Source organism: Verrucomicrobiia bacterium (genome assembly GCA_019634635.1).
In the GTDB taxonomy this organism is placed as follows: Bacteria; Verrucomicrobiota; Verrucomicrobiia; order Limisphaerales; family UBA9464; genus UBA9464.
Window position 1 is genome coordinate 14,008 of the sequence record JAHCBB010000033.1, and the last position, 14,425, is coordinate 28,432.

The following is a 14,425-nucleotide window of genomic DNA, read 5'->3' on the forward strand; positions in this document are numbered from 1 at the left end:
AGCGGTCCGAAGAACTCACTTGGTCATTGCAGGGCGCGGCCGGGGTTTGTAGAGGGCCAGGACATCGGTCTGATGGCGCGACCCCGGGCGGTCGCCCCGGGAGACCCGGCCAGCGAACACCGGGCTGTCGAGATGGTCGGACGGCTTGCCGGTCAGCACCTCCTGGGTCAACTCCGCCACGCTCTGCAGCACGCGCGTAGGCTGGTACACGTAGTCCCCAATCCCTTCGAGTTGCGTGGATCCGGTGAGGACCAGGTAGCCGTGAATTCCGGCCTCCACGGCACCCCGGATGTCGGTCTCCATGGTGTCACCGATCATGATGAACTGATCCGGTTCCCGAAGCGCGGTTTCGGTGAGCCGCCGGCAGGCGCGGTGAAACATGTAGCCGTTGGGTTTGCCGAGGTAGTAGGCGCGGCGTCCCGTGCTGGCCTCCAGAAATGCGGCCGTGGCCCCGGCGCCGGGACGCGTCCGATCGGACGCCACCGGGCACCAGTTGTCCGGATTGGTGGCCAGCAGCCGGGCGCCGCGTTCGATGCATTCGTGCGCCTTGGCCAGCCGTTCCGTGGTGGGAGTTCCCTCGCCCACGACCACATACGCCGGCCGGATGCCGTCATTGGCAATGCCCCGCTGGTTGAGGGCCGTGAGCAGGCCACCCTCACCCAGCACGAACACGGTGCAGACCGGATCGGTTTCGCACAGGAAGTCCGCCGTGTTGAGCGCCGAGGTGTAGAAGTGCCGGGACGACAGTCCGGAAATGCCGAGATGCTTCAGGCGGACGGCGAGGTCCTCGGGCGTTGGCGCCGAGTTGTTGGTCAGGAAGAGGAAGGGGGTTCCGGTGCTGACGAGTGCCGCCACGAACTCGGCGGCGCCCGGAACGAGGTGATTCTCGCGATAAATCACCCCGTCCATGTCTATGAGGAATCCAGATTTCATGCGTTTGAGTTGCCGGCACGGGTTTGGTGCCCGCATCCACGAAGCAATTTTACTGCCGTCCGAGGAATTCCGAGGGGATTCCCGGCCCCAACAGCAAGGCAACCACCTGTCCGGCAAGCTGATGGGATCCGGGGATTTCGTGGACCGGGTTGCCGCGCGGGGAGCCCGGTTACCGATGCACAGCCGGATTCCTCGCAAGCTGCGCAAAAGCGCGCAGAAACCGGGTCGCTGGCGGTCCCGGTCGCGGCCCAACTCTCCCGAACACGGCAGATTCCCGGCTCGAGGGTTGCCGCGGCCATCCGAGTGGTGAAGCGTTTCAGGACCGGCCTGGCCGGCGATCGAAGGACCGCCCGCCGTGCCGCCCGGCCTCGCGACCAATTGTCATTCGTTTAGATGCGACCCCATTGTTCTCGCTTCGTCCAACTCACCCTGTGCCTCCAGGGCGCAGGGTCGCAGGAGTGGGCGACCCTGCAGCGCAAACTTCAAATCAGTCATTTCAACTTCTGCTTCTCCATGGGAGCCGCTACCCCTACCCGACCGCCCGCACCTGCAGATCCCTCAGCACGCTGATCCCGGGGAGTGGGACACCCCGGATCCGCCGCGCTCCGTCCTTACGGTTGACGCCAAACCGTTCCCGATGCTGGACGAACACCTCGTTCACGAACGCCTTGGATCCCAGCACCACCCCGTCGGTCAGGTGCCGCAGCCGCAGGCGCAGCACCTGCGCCACACTCAACGCCCCGCCGCGTCGCAGCTCCTCCAGGATCGTCTCCCGATCCAGCGCCACCTTGTCACTCCGCCCCGGGCTCCCCGCCGTGACGAACAGGCTGCGCCGGTATTCCGCCGCCGCCTCCCCCCAGGCCCCTGGCTCCAGGCAGCTCATCAACCCCTTGCGCATCACCCGGTTGCCTGTCAGCGCCGCGGCATAGCCGCAGAAGCGGTACTCCTTGGGATCCTGCACGATGCCGGCCCGCACCGGATTCAGGTCAATGTACGCGGCCACCATGCGGACGGTTCCCGGGTTGTCCTCGATCAAGACGCTCTTGAAACGTTCGGCCCACAGCGTGCCGAATCGGCCGGTCTGGCGATTGTACCAGCGGCTGAAGCGCTGTTTGAACTCCTTCATGAACGCGGACACATCGCCCATTCGTTCCAGCAGCGACTGGCGAATATCCGGATCCACCGCCCCACGCGTCTCCAACCCCCTCCCCGGCCAGGACGGTCAGGGATCCTCTTTCTTGCCGTAAACCCTCCCAGGCGTTGGTTGTTCGGCATCCGGAATTTCCGCGCTGCCGGACGCGCAGGAGCAGAGGGGAAGTGGTTGCCCATCATGCAGTAGGTGATGATCTCGATCCCGCAGAACCGGGCGAGTTTGAGGAGGATCTCGGCGAGCTTCTCCTTGCACAGATCGTCGAGCAGACGCTGACCGCCAACGACGCGGGAGATGCAGTGGTACACCCCCACCCTTCCAGCTCCACCTTTTCGATCCAGCTGTAATGCGCGATTGCTCACCCCCAAAGAGGGGCATGTCAATTTTTGAACCTGTCACTTTAACTGACGTTGATCGTGGCTTTGACGGGGACCTCGTGTTCTCCGCGATAAGAGCGGTTCCAAGACGTTTCCGGGCTGGTGTCCGCCATGCAGGCCTATTCGCGAGGTCTCACCCATCGAGGTCTGCCGTTGCCCGAGACCGTTTGGTTGGATGATCTGGTGCGCCACGGCTTCATTCCGGGCAGCAGCGTCCGCGCCTTTGAGGGCATGGAAGCCAGGGTGTGGTTGGGCGGCAGTGAGACCGTGCCACAAAGGGTGTTGATGGCCGCCCGTCAGCCGGACGGACGCGTGATTGCGACGTTGGCGGACGGTACGGTTCAGCAGTTCTCCGCTCAGGATTTTGCTGAGCGCCTCAAGCAGACCGGCCAGTCCGACGGTGCAACGAACAGGGGCCAGCCGACGCTTTGAACTCCGAAGCGCTGCGGCAAGGCCAGCCATCGCATCGCGCGCCGCTTGATCGCACGGGGTGGTCCTCCCGGTGGTGTCCGTCCACCTATTTGGGCAGGGGGGCTTTGGGTTGGGGTCGCGCGGGCGGGATCGCCGGGGCGCGCGTTCCCGGTGATGTCTGCCGGAGGAACGACTCCAGCACCTCACCATACGTTTCCAGGATTCCGCCCAGGGCGTCATCGCCAAACTCCTTCTGGGCCGCCCGCAATTCCTTCAACGTCGTCGCCGCCTGCGTGCGCACATCTCCAAGAGGCACCTGACCCGACTGCACCCCGCGAACCAGTTCCTGAAACAACTGGTTGGCCTCCGGCGTCGCCGTGGCGAGGTACTCGTTCTGAATCCGCTCAATGGCCGCGGCATCGAACTGGAGACCCTGGCCATCGCGCACGGGAGCACTGGCCGCCGCCCTGGGTGCAGACGGCGCCGGTGTCTGGCCCAGCCGAATTCCCACAATCCGGTTGCGGGGAATGGTCAGCGTGCCGGAAATGTCGTTCTGCAGCTTCACCTCCTTCGCGTCCATGGACAGGACCTTGCCATTGTAGCGGTCGCCGTTATCGCACTCGATGACGTCCGCCCGGGCCAGAGGCAGGGTTGAAACCAGAAGGAGAATCAGGATCGTGCGCATAGGGTCGAATCAGGCCCGGGATGGACGTGCTGTCGGCGCTTGCCCCGCCGGGCCGGAGCATGCGTCCCCGCCAGGACTGGAACGGCGCGTGCCCCCTGTCTTCGGCGTTGGGGGTGATCCCACACTTCACGAAAGTAAACGTCAAGGCCGGATTGTGGCCCGCTTGTGCGATGGAACGACCGCGGAACGGCGCGCAACCCTGGGACGTTCGGTGGTGGGGCAGGACTGCCTCGGCTGGCGCAGGACGGGGCCGTCGGGGTTCCATCTCCCGGTTCCGGCCGGCGGACACCGACAATCGGCTCGCCGCTGGCGTGTGGGCCGCGACATGATGCTCCCCATGCGATCCATGACGGGCTTTGGGCGGGCCGAGGAGGTTCGGGAGGGGCTCCGGATGGCGGTCGAACTGCGGGCGGTCAACCGGCGTCAGCTGGAAATCTCCCTGCGGCTGCCCCCGGAGTTGGAGGCACTGGAGGGGCGGATCCGCACCGAGATCGCCCGCAACGTGTCGCGCGGCCGCGTGGATGCGCGGGTGCTTGCCGAGCTGCCTCCCGAGTGGACCGGCGCGCGGGTCAACGCGCCCGTGGCCGCCGCCTATGCACGCGAGCTTGGCAGTCTCGCCGCGCGGCTTGGGCTGCCAAACACCCTCACCCTCGAAACCCTCGTGCGTTGCCCGGGCGTTCTGCAGGCGGACGCCACCGCAGCGGACCCCGAGGCCCTGTGGGCGGTGCTGGAGCCGGCCATGGGCAGGGCCCTGGAGTCGCTGAACAAGATGCGCGAGCGGGAAGGCACCGCCCTGGCGGCCGACCTGGCCGCACGCATCTCCGCGATGCGGGCGGCCGTGGACCGGATCCGGATCCAGGCCCCCGGGGTGCTGCAACGACATCGGGATCAACTGCTCCAGAGGGTCCGGCTCGCAGGGGTCGAGGGCGTCCACGGCGACGACGAGCGCGTCCTGCGCGAAGTGGTGCTGTTTGCGGACCGCACCGATTTGAACGAGGAGCTGACCCGTCTGGAAAGTCACTGCGCCCAGTTCGACCACGCGCTGGAATCGCCCGAACCGCAGGGACGCCGTCTGGACTTCCTGGCCCAGGAGATGAACCGCGAGGTCAACACCATCGGATCGAAAGCCAACGACGCGGCCATCGCTTCGGAGGTGGTGCACCTCAAGACCGAATTGGAGCGGTTCCGGGAACAGGCCCAGAACGTGGAATGACGATGCGCATCCCCGTGATCCTGCTGCTCTCCGCGCCATCCGGTGCCGGAAAAACCACCCTCGCCAGCAATCTCACTGCGGTGGCGCCGTCCTTGAAACGCGTGATCACCTGCACGACCCGTGCTCCCCGGGCTGGAGAGATGGATGGCCGCGACTATCACTTCCTCCAGGAGGCGGATTTTTCAGCCCGGGTGCAGCGTGGGGAGTTTCTCGAACATGCCATGGTGTATGGCCGGGGTTACGGCACTCTGCGGGCGTCCGTGCTCGACATCCTCGACCGCGGCGATGACGTCTTTCTTGTCATTGATGTCCAAGGCGCCGCCTCCGTCCGCGAGGCGGCGGCATCCGACCCGCGACTGGCTCGCGCCCTGGTGACGGTTTTCCTGACCCCTCCCTCCCTGGCCGAGCTCGAGGGACGCCTTCGCGGACGGGGCACCGATGCGGACGCGGTGGCGCAGCGGCGTCTCGAATCGGCGCGTGCCGAGGCCGCCCGCTGGAGCGAGTTCGACTACCTGATCGTCAGCGGAACTCGCGCGGAGGATCTGGAACGGCTTCGTGCGATTTACACGGCCGAAGCGCTCCGGAGCCATCGCAATCAGCTGACGTTCGGCTGATCGCACGCGGGTGATGACCGCGGACTGCGTCCGGCCCGGCGGGTCCGCAACGGGGGATGGGGCGAGGTGCCGGCCGGGTGCGACCGCTCCGGATCCGCGCTTCAGCCCGGCCGCGTTACCCCGGCGAGGCGGGTGGCCTTGAATTCGCCGAAGCCACACGGCTGCCCCATTCGAGCAGTTCCCTGGTGCAATCGTCCCGGTCGAGGGCGCACTCGATGAGCACCAGCCCGGTGTGGTGCCGGGCGCGTTCCACGGCCGCGGTCAATTCTGCACTGGTGGTTGCCTTGAGGCCCAGCCCGTTGCCCTCGCCGGCATTGAACACCTGGATCAGCCCGGCGTAGTCCCAGTTCTTGATGTTGTTGTAGGGGCCGTCGTGAATCTCCACCTCGATGGTATAACCCCGGTTGTTCAGCAGGAAAATGATCGGATTGACGTGGTATCGAATCATCGTGGACACCTCCTGGGCAGTGACCTGGAACGAGCCGTCCCCGATCAGCGCAATCACCCGCCTGGCAGGACCCGCCCCGATGGACACGCCGAGCGTTGCCCCGGTGCACCAGCCGATGGAGCCGTATTGCATCTGGAAGTGGTAGCCGGCACCGGCGGGCAGCGTCAGTTTCTGTCCGTTGAACCAGGAATCGCCCGTTTCCACGACGATGTGGGAACGGGCGTCCAGCAGGTGCTGCACCTGCGCGCGCAACTCGCGCAGCGACAGAGGCGTGTCGGTCGCCGCCAAAGGGGGTTGCGCGGGGTTCTCGTGCAGGCGCCGGTACGCCAGCAGCGAGGCCTCCTTCCTCGACACCCGTGCCGCCAACGTCGTCAGAAAATCATCCAGCCGGACGTTGTGGAACCGGGTTCCCGTGACGGTGACCCGGTCGGGGTCCGCGGTGATCGCCTTGTTGTGATGGATGAGCGCCGTCCATCCGGTGGTGGTGTAGTCGTTGAAGATGGGCCCGGCGATGATCTGGCAGTCGCTGGACTCGATGACCTCGGCGCAGTCCTCGCTGCTGACCGCGCCCCAATAGGTGCCGACAAAACCGGGATGGTTCTCACGGAACAATCCCTTGGCGTTGGGCATCACGGCCACGGCACAGCCCAGGGCGTTGGCCAGCTTTTCGAAGCTGTCTTGAGCGCCGGCGGGGGCGAGTTTGACCCCGGCAAGCAGCACGGGCTTGACCGCTGCCGTCAGGTGCGCGAGCGCGGCATCAACGGCGGCCTTCAGGGAGGCCGGGTCGCTTGGGGTCCGGGCGGGCGGGAAGCTCATCGGTCCCGGGGCGGGGACCCGGGCGCCGGCCAGGTTGCAGGCCACTTCCAGATAGACCGGCTTCCGGTCGCGCAGACAGAGCGTCAGCGCCTCGTCAATCATCGTCGTGGCGTCGTCGAGATGGCGGATGACAAAGGTCTTGCGAACCACCGGCTCAAAGCATTTCGAGGCCTGGTCAACGTCCTTCTCGCCGATGGTGTGGTGGAGGATGCGGCGGGCCGGGGCGTCGTTGGTGTTCGGTCCACCGGAGACGACGAGCACGGGCAGGTCGTCAGAATACGATCCCGCCGTGGAATTGAGCAGACTGGTGGCTCCCACCATGTAGGTCACCACCACCGCCGAGAATCCGCGCACGCGGGCATAACCATCGGCGGCGTAACCCGCGTTGAGTTCGTTGCAGCACCCGACCATGCGCAGCCCGGGCTGCTTGAGCAGTTCGTCCAGCAGCACCAGGTTGTAGTCCCCGGGCACGCCGAAGAAGTCGGTGATGCCCGTCTGGGCAATGCGGGCGGCCAGGTAGCCACCAAGTGTCGTGGTCGGGGCCGGGGACGTGATGGATCCTCCTTCAGACATAGGGTGTGTAGACGGGGGAGTAGGCACAGCGGCGCACGTGCGCGGGGACGTCGGCAGGACGCGGAACGCGCGCCAGCCCGCGATCAAAGATCCGCTGGGCCACACGGGTCGCGGCGTGCTGGGATGCTTCGAGAATGCGGCTTTGCGGCGGATAGATGAGGCCGCTGTCGAGCTGATCCTGCGTCACCTGCTCCGCAACGGCCTGCGCGGCGCAGATGAACAATTCCTGGGTGACGCGGCTGGCCTCGGTGGCCAGGACCGCCAGACCGATGGCGGGGAAGATATAGACATTGTTGCCCTGTCCGGGAATGAAGGTCCTGCCGGCGAAGTCCACCGGGGCGAAGGGGCTGCCACTGGCGAAGATCGCCCGGCCTGCGGACCAGGTGTAGGCCTCCTCCGCCGTGCATTCCGATCGGGAGGTTGGATTCGAGTAGGGGAAGATGACCGGACGCGGATTGATCCGGCTCATGGCCTCGATGACGGCTCGATTGAACAGCTTCGGGACCGTGCTGACGCCGATGATCGCGGTCGGTCGGATCGCCTCGATGGCGGCAACGAAGCTCGGCACTGCCGGGTGATCGTGCGAGAAGGGTTTCTGGAAATCCGTCAGATCGTTGCGGTCGGCCGTGACCAATCCCTGGATGTCGTAGAGCCAGTTCCGCCGGCGCGCCTGTTCGATCGTCAGCCCTTCGAGGGCCATGGCGTCGCTGATGAGTTCGGCGATTCCCGTGGCCGCGGCGCCGCCCCCGAGGAAGAGCACGGTCTGTTCGCTGAGCTTCCGGCCGCTGATCCTGATGGCACCGTACAGGCCCGCGAGTGCCACGGCCGCCGTGCCCTGGATGTCGTCGTTGTAGGTGCAGACCTTGTCGCGATAACGATTCAGGATGGCGTAGGCATTGAAATTCGCAAAGTCCTCCCACTGGATGCAGCACTTCGGATGGAGTTCCTGCACCGCCGAGACAAATTCGTCCACGAACGCATCATAGGCTGGCCCGCGGACACGCTCCTGCCGCAGGCCCAGGTAGAGCGGATCCTCCCGCAGATCCTGGTTGTTCGTTCCGACGTCCAGGGTGACCGGCAGGGTCAGATCCGGCGGCACGCCGGCGCAGGCCGTATAAAGCGCGAGCTTGCCGACGGGGATGCCCATGCCGCCCACGCCCAGGTCTCCCAGACCGAGAATCCGCTCCCCGTCTGTGACCACAATGAAGCGTACGTCCGTCTCCGGCCAGTTCTTCATCAATTCACGGACCCGGCCTTTGGCGGTGATCGGCAAGTAGAGCCCGCGTGAGCCCCGGAAAACATGGTCGAATTTCTGGCAGGCCTCACCCACCGTCGGCGTGTACACCAGCGGCATGAAGCGGGCCGGATCCGACATCAACACCGCATAAAAGAGCGTCTGGTTCCGGCTCTGCAGATCCGACAGGAACAGATACTTCTGCAGATCATCCGGGATGGACTCAAGCTGGTTGTGCACGCGGGCGATCTGCACGCGGATTTCCTGGACCTGATCGGGCAGGAGGCCATTGAGTCCAAGCGCATCGCGTTCCGCCTGTGTGAATGCCGAGCCTTTGTTGAATCGGGGATTGTGAAGCAGGGCGAAGCCGCGGAGGTCTTTATCGAGAGTCATATGGATTGCGTGCTCCAACGATCCGCCCGGATGGCAGGGTTGATCCGATATCAGGTTGCGTTTTTTCTGCCGCCGGCTGGAAATTCGGTTTAAACGCCGCGATCGAGGATGGAGATCCGGCTGGAATGCTCCAAATCCCTGTCGAGTGAACCGGGCGACCCGGGCTGTGTCAACAGCGGGCGTTCTGTCGCAACGGAGCACCCTGTTGCGGGAATGGGTTGAGAGGCTGTCGAACGACTCCGGCGCGGGCGGCGCACGCCGGGACGTGGTGTGAGGCCGCAGACCCGAGGCTGGAGGCTGGAGGCGACCGATTTTGACGCCGGGGGCGCAGACGCCGCTCCTCACCTGGAGCGCGCTCCAGGCGGAGAGAACTCAATGGGGTGATTCCCTTTGACCGTTTGTTCGGTGAGGGCTCCTTGAACGCAGCCTTCATCGCCATTTTTGGACGCTGCATCCAGAATCGCCAAATGCACTGCGCCGGCAGTTTGAAGCTTCCTCTGCGGGGCTTCCGATTCCCCTCGGAGCGTACCGGCGAATCGTCGGCCGCGCGACTGCCGCTTCGAGGGCGACGTTGCCGAGGTTGACGGCCGGCCCGTTCAAGAGTCCAGCCACTGTGGGGAATCGGGCCTCTCATCAGGGCGGAATGCCTCAGGTGAAATAGAACCGCACCAAATGAAAGAACACCGGCGCGGCGAAACAGAGGGAATCCATCCGGTCCATGACGCCGCCATGGCCCTCGATCAGTGCGCCGTAGTCCTTCACGCCCCGGTCGCGTTTGATGGCGGACATGACCAGCCCGCCCGCGAAGCCGAGGCAGGCAATCGCCAGCGCCATGCCGGCCGATTGCAGCGGTGTGAACGGCGTGATCCGCCAGAGTGCCGCGCCGATGGCCGTGGCCGAGGCGATGCCGCCGATGAACCCCTCCCACGTCTTGTTCGGGCTGACCGTGGGCACGATGCGATGCCGTCCGAGCGTCTTGCCCCAGACGTATTGCAGCACGTCGCCGAGCTGGGCGACGACCACGAGGTAGAAGATCAGCTCGGCGTTCCGCCCTTCGTAGCCGGCGATCTCCAGCGTCATCAGGGCGGGCACGTGGCTCACGCAATACACGCAGAGCAACAGCGCCCATTGGATCTTGGCGGTCCGTTCCAGGAACCGTTCGCAGTCGCCCACCACCGCGCTGCGCACCGGGATGAAGAGGAAGACATAGACCGGGATGAGGATGCTGAAGAGTCCATACCACTCCTCGGCGATCAGCCAGTATTGCAGGGGCGTGATGATGAAGAAGGCCCAGAAAAGTGTGCGATGATCTGCGGGTCGCGTCGGGGTGAGGGTGATGAATTCCCGCAACGCGAGGAATGATGCGACGCCGAAAAGCGCGATCACGCCCGGCTTCCCCAGCAGCAGCGCGCCCGCGAAGACCGCCGCCATGACCCACCACGCGGCGGTGCGGGCATTGAGATTGGCCACGGTGGCGCGCCATTCGTCGTCGCCGGGCCTCCGGGCCAGCCACCCACCGACGACGCTGGCCACGACGAGGATTCCGAGGATCCCGCCGAAGAGCCCTAGCAACTGGGGATCGAAGTTCATGGGTTTCGAAGGTTCCAGACGGCGCGTCGGGCGCGTTCGAGGAAGCCGGGCTTGGTCTCGCCCGCCTCCAGCCTCATCGGCGCCCCGACGGTGAGGCTGCACAGCATCGGGACCGGCAGGCCTTCACCCCTGGGCAGGACGCGGTTCAGGTTCTCCAGGTAGACGGGGATGAACTCGACGTCCGGCTTCTGCTTCGCCAGGTGATAGAGCCCGCTCTTGAAGGCCTCGGGCTCGGGGCCGTTCTTGCGGCCGCCTTCGGGGAAAATGATCAACGAATCCGTCGCGCCCATCGCTTCGGTCATGGCGGTGAGCGGGTTGGTGCTGGGGGTGACCTTCTGCCGCTCGATCAGCACGGCATGGAAGACCCGGTGCGCCAGGAAGCGGCGGATCGGGCCCTTTTCCCAGTAGTCGCGCGCGGCGACCGGACGCGTCGTGGCGCGCAGGCCGGGAGGCAACGCCGCCCAGATGACGAGGGCGTCAAGGTTGCTCGTGTGGTTGGCGAAGTAGATCCGCTGCCTGGGAACGGGGGCGCAGCCCTGCCAGTGAGCGCGGACGCCGCAGAGCAGCCGGACCAGGCCGGTGAGCAAGAGCGAGGTCATCGAGATTCCAGATCGCGGACGATCCGGCCGGTGCGACGAACGATGGTGACGAGGCTGCCGACCACGACGACCGACAGTCCGATCGTCAGTGCCTTGGCGGCGACCGCCCACCATGGTGCGGCGCAGGCGATCAGGCACGCGACGGTCATCACGGCCATGCGATGTTGCTTGGCCATCGGGCCGCAGAAGTGCTGCGAAGCGCCGCCCGCCGCGCCCATCGCCCGGACGTAGGCTGTGGTCACGGCCAACACCGCTGCCAGCCAGCCCAACGTCGGCATCCACGCATGGCCGGTTGACAACGCGTGGCCCGCGCCGGCGAAGACGAAGGCATCCGAAAACCGGTCAGGCAGTTCGTTGAAGACCTCACCGGACTTTGTCTTGAAGCCACCCTCGATGGCGACCATGCCGTCGAAGAGGTTGCAGAGCAATCGGAGCTGCATCCCGGCCATCGCACCGACCATGCAGGCGATCCAAGCCGCTGGCGCTTCCACGCGTCCCGCGAACCAGAAGCTCAGACCGGCCACTCCGCCAAAGACCGCGCTGAGGACCGAGATGGTGTTCGGCTTCAAGCCGGCCCTGACCAAGGCACGCGCGGCGGCGGCGGCCCAAGAAGTGTTCCGTGCGGCTATGGGGCGACGAGAGGGTCCGTTCATGGCCTGGGGCGGGTTCCGCAGGCCATCATTGATCCAGCACACCGCCGGGAATCAAGCCTCACAGCCCCCGACCTGGGGCGACTTCCCCGTGCCGTGCAGGGCAGCCGCGTCCAATCAATGCATTCCATCGTCGCCCGCCCTTTTCCCACGATCCTCAGGAATCACTCCTGCGTCGCAGGACGGGAATTGGCAGGAGGGGCTTGACGGACCAGCGGACCCCGGGTGTTTAGTCCTCCCGTCCGGACGGGAGCCGCCGCGATTCCCGGGACGACCGCTTCAGATGAACGCCAACCGCCGCCAGTTTCTCCTCCAGTCCGCCGCCGCCCTTGCGGCCGGATGTGCCACCCGGCCCAAGCCGCCCGCCTACGAGATCAGCCTGGCCGAATGGTCGCTGCACAAGGCGCTGTTTGGCAAGCAGATGACCCATCTCGATTTTCCGAAGGTCGCGCGAGAGGACTACGGCATCGGGGCGATCGAGCTGGTCAATCAGTTCATGATGCAGCAGGCGACGGATGCCGCCTACCTCCGCGAGTTCAGGAGCCGTGCGGACGGGGAGGGGGTGCGGGTCCTCCTGATCATGTGCGATGGTGAGGGGAATCTGGGGGATCCGGATCCCGCAAGGCGGCGTCAGGCGGTGGTCAACCACCACAAGTGGGCGGACGCGGCCCGGTATCTCGGCGGCCACAGCATCCGGGTGAATGCGGCCACCGGAGACATCGGCTCCTACGAGGAGCAGCAGGATCGTGCCGTGGACGGGCTGTCTGCCCTTGCGGACTACTGCGCGACGCTCGGCATGCATTGCCTGGTGGAGAATCATGGCGGCCTCAGCTCCGATGGCGCCTGGCTTTCCGGGGTGATACGCCGGGTGGGCAAGCCCAACTGCGGGACGCTGCCGGATTTCGGCAACTTCCAGATCCGGCCCGGGGAATGGTACGACCGCTATCTGGGCGTGGAGCAACTGATGCCCTTCGCCCGGGCGGTCAGTGCCAAGTCCAATGATTTTGATGCCGATGGGAACTGTGTGGAGACCGACTACTTCCGTATGATGCGCATCGTGCTGGATGCCGGCTACCACGGGTACGTGGGCATTGAGTATGAGGGCGGCACCCTCAGCGAGCACGACGGCATCGTCGCCACTCAACGGCTCCTGGAACGGGTGCGCAGCACCCTGGCGTGAGTCGCGGGGCCCGGTTGGGAGTTCCCGGCCCTCACGGCAGCGGCTGCATCGTCATGGGATCACGCAAGGGGACCCGCGTGACCGGGCCGTCCGACAGTTGGCGGAGGCCGACGGGGTGCGCCGGATCCCCCTCCTCGATGGCACCGGCCTGACCCACCATCAGGATGACCGCGCGATCCGGATGCAGGTGCTCCCGGGCCACGCGTTGGACGTCGTCGCTTGTGACAGCTTCGATGCGCGAACGCCACCGCTGCCAGTACGTGGGGTCCTGTGCATAGCGTCCCGTCAACTCATCTCGGGCAAACACGGCCGCGACCTTGGCCTTGGTGTTGAAGGTCTCCGGGAATGTGTCCACGAAGGAACGCTTGGCCGTGGCGAGTTCGTCATCGCCCACCGGTTTCCTCCCGATGGAGGTGATCTCCTCCAGCACGATTTGTGTCGCGTAGGTGACCGTGCGGGACTTGGAGGCGAACGCGGCGAGGAACGGAGGCGGGTAATAGATCCCGCCCTGGAAGCTGCTGCCGGCGCCGTAGGCCAGTCCCTCGTCGGATCGCACCCGGTTCATGATCCGCGAGGTGAAGCCGCCGCCCCCGAGAATGTCGTTCATCACCAGGATGGCGAACATGTCCGGATTGCTCCGCAACACCCCCGGGAGCATCACGGCGACCCGACCCTGGTTGACGTCCTTGTTGACCAGGTAGATGCCGGGAGGGGCCATCTGGATGTCGGTGGGGATGGCCGGCGGCGGCTCGCCGGTGTGGGGCCAGTCGGAAAACAGGGATTCAAGCCGGCCGATCATGGCGTCCCGATCAAAGTCACCGCTTGCCGCGACCACAAAGCTGCCGGGATGGATCCACCGACGGTGGAAGCCATGGAGGTCCTCGGCGGTGATGGACTGCACGCTTTGTGCGGTGGGAAAGCGGCAGAGCCAGAAGTGGGTGCCGTAGGCCAGGAACCGTCGTTCGCGGGACTCGATGGCCGTGGAGTCATCGTTGCGCTGCTTCATCGCCTGCAGGGACTGCTGACGGTACAGGTCGAGTTTGTCCTGCTGGAACCGCGGCGCGGTGAGCACCTCGCGCAGGATCTCCAGGCCTTCGGGCAAGTCCTTGGACAGCAGGTTGAGCGAGACCGAACCGGAGTCATCGCCGATGCCGGAGCCCAGGTTGGCCGCCAGAAACGCGAGGCGTTCCTCGAGGGCCTCGGCGGTCATGGATTTCGTGCCGCCGCGGACCAGCAAATGCCCGGTGGCGTCGGCGAGGCCCGCCTGGTCTGCCGGGTCGAGGTAGCTGCCGCACCGGATCAGGATGCTGAGCGTGACGAGGGGCAGGGTGCGGTCCGGAACCACATAGGCGACGGGGCCGGACTTCAGGGCCACCCGGTAGTCCGACGGATTCGGTGGCTCATACACCAGCGGCGGAAAATCCAGTTGCTCGGGCCGATTGGGGATGTCCGCGGCGGTGGCGATCCACGGAGCGAACAGAAGGGCGAGGGCGAGGGCGGGGGCGGCGGACGGACGGTGGAACTTCATGGCGTGCGAAGGCGTGTGGTGGGGACGTCCG

14 protein-coding genes are annotated in these 14,425 nt (G+C 65.8%); 5 read left to right on the plus strand and 9 right to left on the minus strand.

All coding sequences use genetic code 11. The features are described 5' to 3' along the window. Positions 1-15: 15 nt before the first annotated feature. A complete protein-coding gene (locus tag KF791_17175) occupies positions 16-933 on the minus strand; it encodes an HAD-IIA family hydrolase (GenBank protein ID MBX3734311.1) in 918 nt (305 codons plus the stop codon). A gap of 529 nt (positions 934-1,462) precedes the next feature. Beyond that, on the minus strand, positions 1,463-2,116 hold the full coding sequence (locus tag KF791_17180; protein ID MBX3734312.1) for a hypothetical protein: 654 nt from the start codon (positions 2,114-2,116) through the stop codon (positions 1,463-1,465). A gap of 134 nt (positions 2,117-2,250) precedes the next feature. On the opposite strand from KF791_17180, the gene KF791_17185 reads away from it, so the two are divergent. Next, positions 2,251-2,430 carry a hypothetical protein gene (locus KF791_17185; protein ID MBX3734313.1) on the plus strand — a complete coding sequence of 60 codons (180 nt, stop codon included), beginning with the start codon at positions 2,251-2,253 and terminating at the stop codon, positions 2,428-2,430. Positions 2,431-2,562: 132 nt separating this feature from the next. After that, the gene (locus KF791_17190) at positions 2,563-2,892 is read left to right on the plus strand and encodes a hypothetical protein (protein MBX3734314.1); all 330 of its coding nucleotides are present in this window, start codon (positions 2,563-2,565) and stop codon (positions 2,890-2,892) included. 85 nt (positions 2,893-2,977) lie between these two features. Here KF791_17190 and KF791_17195 read toward each other — a convergent pair whose 3' ends face one another. Beyond that, positions 2,978-3,556, minus strand: coding sequence for a hypothetical protein (locus tag KF791_17195; GenBank protein ID MBX3734315.1), 579 nt, complete (start codon positions 3,554-3,556; stop codon positions 2,978-2,980). A 346-nt stretch (positions 3,557-3,902) separates the two neighbouring features. Between KF791_17195 and KF791_17200 the strand changes: the two genes are divergently transcribed. Both KF791_17200 and gmk read left to right on the plus strand, forming a co-directional pair. Beyond that, positions 3,903-4,769 (plus strand): YicC family protein, encoded by an 867-nt coding sequence (locus KF791_17200; GenBank protein MBX3734316.1) that lies wholly within the window; start codon positions 3,903-3,905, stop codon positions 4,767-4,769. Then, on the plus strand, positions 4,766-5,383 hold the full coding sequence (gmk, locus tag KF791_17205) for a guanylate kinase (protein ID MBX3734317.1): 618 nt from the start codon (positions 4,766-4,768) through the stop codon (positions 5,381-5,383). Before KF791_17200 ends, gmk begins: the two co-directional genes overlap by 4 nt. A gap of 115 nt (positions 5,384-5,498) precedes the next feature. Here gmk and KF791_17210 read toward each other — a convergent pair whose 3' ends face one another. From KF791_17210 to KF791_17230, 5 genes are all read right to left on the minus strand, one after another. Next, positions 5,499-7,220: a pyruvate decarboxylase gene (locus KF791_17210; protein ID MBX3734318.1), complete on the minus strand. Its 1,722-nt coding sequence runs from the start codon at positions 7,218-7,220 to the stop codon at positions 5,499-5,501. Next, complete coding sequence (locus KF791_17215) at positions 7,213-8,847, minus strand: NAD-dependent malic enzyme (protein MBX3734319.1); 1,635 nt, start codon at positions 8,845-8,847, stop codon at positions 7,213-7,215. Before KF791_17215 ends, KF791_17210 begins: the two co-directional genes overlap by 8 nt. A gap of 648 nt (positions 8,848-9,495) precedes the next feature. Further along, entirely contained in the window at positions 9,496-10,437 is a 942-nt protein-coding gene (locus tag KF791_17220) for a phosphatidate cytidylyltransferase (GenBank protein ID MBX3734320.1), read from the minus strand. Further along, on the minus strand, positions 10,434-11,036 hold the full coding sequence (locus KF791_17225) for a 1-acyl-sn-glycerol-3-phosphate acyltransferase (protein ID MBX3734321.1): 603 nt from the start codon (positions 11,034-11,036) through the stop codon (positions 10,434-10,436). Before KF791_17225 ends, KF791_17220 begins: the two co-directional genes overlap by 4 nt. Next, a complete protein-coding gene (locus KF791_17230) occupies positions 11,033-11,689 on the minus strand; it encodes a CDP-alcohol phosphatidyltransferase family protein (protein MBX3734322.1) in 657 nt (218 codons plus the stop codon). The genes KF791_17225 and KF791_17230 overlap by 4 nt, the downstream gene beginning before the upstream one ends. 280 nt (positions 11,690-11,969) lie before the next feature. On the opposite strand from KF791_17230, the gene KF791_17235 reads away from it, so the two are divergent. Next, positions 11,970-12,866 carry a sugar phosphate isomerase/epimerase gene (locus tag KF791_17235; GenBank protein ID MBX3734323.1) on the plus strand — a complete coding sequence of 299 codons (897 nt, stop codon included), beginning with the start codon at positions 11,970-11,972 and terminating at the stop codon, positions 12,864-12,866. Between the two features lie 31 nt (positions 12,867-12,897). Here the strand turns inward: KF791_17235 and KF791_17240 are convergent, their stop codons facing one another. Continuing rightward, on the minus strand, positions 12,898-14,394 hold the full coding sequence (locus KF791_17240) for an insulinase family protein (GenBank protein MBX3734324.1): 1,497 nt from the start codon (positions 14,392-14,394) through the stop codon (positions 12,898-12,900). Positions 14,395-14,425: the final 31 nt, after the last annotated feature.

What these genes read in the sequence shown, in the direction of transcription:
- KF791_17195 (MBX3734315.1), bottom strand. Translation starts at nt 3,556, where the DNA reads ATGCGCACGATCCTGATTCTCCTTCTGGTTTCAACCCTGCCTCTGGCC.
- KF791_17235 (MBX3734323.1), top strand. Translation starts at nt 11,970, where the DNA reads ATGAACGCCAACCGCCGCCAGTTTCTCCTCCAGTCCGCCGCCGCCCTT.
- gmk (MBX3734317.1), top strand. Translation starts at nt 4,766, where the DNA reads ATGACGATGCGCATCCCCGTGATCCTGCTGCTCTCCGCGCCATCCGGT.
- KF791_17220 (MBX3734320.1), bottom strand. Translation starts at nt 10,437, where the DNA reads ATGAACTTCGATCCCCAGTTGCTAGGGCTCTTCGGCGGGATCCTCGGA.
- KF791_17210 (MBX3734318.1), bottom strand. Translation starts at nt 7,220, where the DNA reads ATGTCTGAAGGAGGATCCATCACGTCCCCGGCCCCGACCACGACACTT.
- KF791_17175 (MBX3734311.1), bottom strand. Translation starts at nt 933, where the DNA reads ATGAAATCTGGATTCCTCATAGACATGGACGGGGTGATTTATCGCGAG.
- KF791_17215 (MBX3734319.1), bottom strand. Translation starts at nt 8,847, where the DNA reads ATGACTCTCGATAAAGACCTCCGCGGCTTCGCCCTGCTTCACAATCCC.
- KF791_17225 (MBX3734321.1), bottom strand. Translation starts at nt 11,036, where the DNA reads ATGACCTCGCTCTTGCTCACCGGCCTGGTCCGGCTGCTCTGCGGCGTC.
- KF791_17240 (MBX3734324.1), bottom strand. Translation starts at nt 14,394, where the DNA reads ATGAAGTTCCACCGTCCGTCCGCCGCCCCCGCCCTCGCCCTCGCCCTT.
- KF791_17230 (MBX3734322.1), bottom strand. Translation starts at nt 11,689, where the DNA reads ATGAACGGACCCTCTCGTCGCCCCATAGCCGCACGGAACACTTCTTGG.
- KF791_17200 (MBX3734316.1), top strand. Translation starts at nt 3,903, where the DNA reads ATGACGGGCTTTGGGCGGGCCGAGGAGGTTCGGGAGGGGCTCCGGATG.